Source organism: Streptomyces palmae (genome assembly GCF_004684805.1).
GTDB classification, from domain to species: domain Bacteria; phylum Actinomycetota; class Actinomycetes; order Streptomycetales; family Streptomycetaceae; genus Streptomyces; species Streptomyces palmae.
Genome location: NZ_SRID01000613.1, coordinates 1 through 2,081, shown reverse-complemented (window position 1 = coordinate 2,081; position 2,081 = coordinate 1). Strand labels below are relative to the sequence as shown.

3 protein-coding genes are annotated in these 2,081 nt (G+C 73.6%); 2 read left to right on the top strand and 1 reads right to left on the bottom strand.

Features of this window, described 5'->3' with window-relative positions:
* Positions 1–12: 12 nt before the first annotated feature.
* Positions 13–1,029 (bottom strand): 1,2-phenylacetyl-CoA epoxidase subunit PaaA, encoded by a 1,017-nt coding sequence (paaA, locus tag E4099_RS31500; protein ID WP_135342511.1) that lies wholly within the window; start codon positions 1,027–1,029, stop codon positions 13–15.
* A 382-nt stretch (positions 1,030–1,411) separates the two neighbouring features.
* Between paaA and E4099_RS31495 the strand changes: the two genes are divergently transcribed.
* Both E4099_RS31495 and E4099_RS31490 read left to right on the top strand, forming a co-directional pair.
* Positions 1,412–1,657, top strand: coding sequence for an acyl carrier protein (locus tag E4099_RS31495; protein ID WP_135342510.1), 246 nt, complete (start codon positions 1,412–1,414; stop codon positions 1,655–1,657).
* Positions 1,657–2,081: AMP-binding protein (locus E4099_RS31490; protein WP_167828554.1), on the top strand; the 425-nt coding region annotated here is incomplete at its 3' end. The genes E4099_RS31495 and E4099_RS31490, both read left to right, overlap by 1 nt.

The following is a 2,081-nucleotide window of genomic DNA, read 5'->3' as shown; positions in this document are numbered from 1 at the left end:
CCCCCGAACCCGTCATGCCGGCCGCCTCCCTTCCTCCCGCCGGGCCGCGTAGGCGTCCACCGCGGCGCGCACCCAGGCTCCCTCCCGGTGCGCCGCCACCCGATGGGCCAGCCGCCGCCGGGCGCACTGCGAGCCCCCGGCGAACGCGTCCCGAAACCGCCGCCAGTCGATCGGACCGAAGTCGTAGTGCCCGCGCTCCGCGTTCCACCGGATCGCCGGATCGGGCAGCGTGAGCCCCAGCCGCTCCGCCTGCGGCACGCAGTTGTCGACGAAGCGCTGCCGCAACTCGTCGTTGGTGTGCCGCTTGACCCCCCAGGCCATCGAGCGCCGGGAGACCGCCGCACCCATGGCCGCGGTACGCTCGTCCGCCCCGCCCGCCACCGTGTCGGGCGGGCCGAACATCAAGGCCACCGCCGGCAGCCACCAGCGGTCCACCGCGTCCTGTGCCATCCGCTTCTGCTCCGGAGTCCCGCGGCTCAACGCCCACAGCACGTCATAGCCCTGCCGGACGTGGAAGGCCTCCTCCTGGCACACCCGGCGCATGGCCCGCGCGTACGGCCCGTAGGAGGTGTGGCACAGCGGCACCTGGTTGACCACCGCCGCGCCATCCGTCAGCCAGGCGATCGCCCCGGTGTCCGCCCAGGTCAGGGCCGGGTGGTCAAAGGTCGCCGAGTAACGCTGGTGCCCGCTGTGCAGCGCGTCGAGCAGCTGCTCGCGGGTCACGCCCAGGGTCTCGGCCGCCGCGTAGAGGTAGAGCCCGTGGCCGGCCTCGTCCTGCACCTTGGCCAGCAGACTCGCCTTGCGGTGCAGCGTGGGCGCCCGGGTGAGCCAGGCCCCCTCCGGCTGCATGCCGATGATCTCCGAGTGCGCGTGTTGGGAGATCTGCCGGATCAGCATCCGCCGGTAGCCGTCGGGCATCCAGTCCCGCGGCTCGATCTGCTCGCCGGCCGCCAGCAGCGCCTCGAAGTGCCTCTCCGGCTCCCCGGCCCGCGCCGCGGCGCCCCGCGCCGCACCCGGGTCACCGGACATCGCGCCGCCCTCGTCCGGTCCCCGCCCGCGGTGCGGCGAGGGCCGAGAGCGCGGCGCCGCCTCCACGCGGACCCCGCCCCGGCCCGCGGGCCGTCGGGCCGCTGAGCCCTGAGCGCACCTGGTCCCCCCTTCGTTCGCGACCGCCGGGCGGCGGACGCCTGCCTCGTTCGTGCCTTCCTTCTCATAAGGAGTCCGGGCCGGGCACGGGCTATCCCTCGGCCCGGTGGCCGGCGGGTGGTCGAACAACGGCGAACAGCCCAAGAATCCGCGGGGCCGAGGGAGAGTGCCGGGGGATCGGCGCCTCTCTCTATGAGTGGCAGCACCGGCGCACCACCGTCCGCGGTGCCCGGAGCCGTACCGGAAGCGCTCTGAGAGGACACGCATGAGTACCGTTCGGGAGATGCTCGTCGAACTGACCGGCACGCCGGAGTTCGCCGAGGGGATCAGCGACGACGCCGATCTCAGCGCCAGCGGCATCGACTCCGGCGACCTGGTGCGCCTGGTCCTGCTCATCGAGCAGCGCACCGGTGCCGAGGTGACCGCCGAGGACATGGAGAAGCTGGTCACCATCGCCGACTACGAGCGGTTCCTGGCCGAGCGCGGCGGGGCCCGGCGGGACGGCTCCTGATGTGGCTGACCCAGCTGGTGGAGCGCAACCACCAGTGCTTTCCGGACCGTACGGCCCTGGTGGACGAGCACCGCTCGGTCAGCTGGGCCGAGTTCCGCGAACGGACCGAACAGCTCGCCGGCGGGCTGGCCGGGCTGGGCATCCGGCAGGGCGACCGGGTCGCGGTGCTCTCCCTGGACCGCATCGAGGTCATGGAGACCTACTTCGCGCTGGCCCGGCTGGGCGCGCTCTTCGTACCGCTCAACCACAGCCTGACCCCGGCCGAGGTGACCGGGATCGTCCAGCGCACCGGCGCGATCGCGGTGATCGGTGAGTCCGTCCTGCTGGAACGGCACCCCGAGCTACCGGTCCGGCTGCGGATCGCGGTGGACAGCGGGCGCTTCGCCACCCTGGGCCAGGATCCCGGCCCCGCCCTGCCCGACAT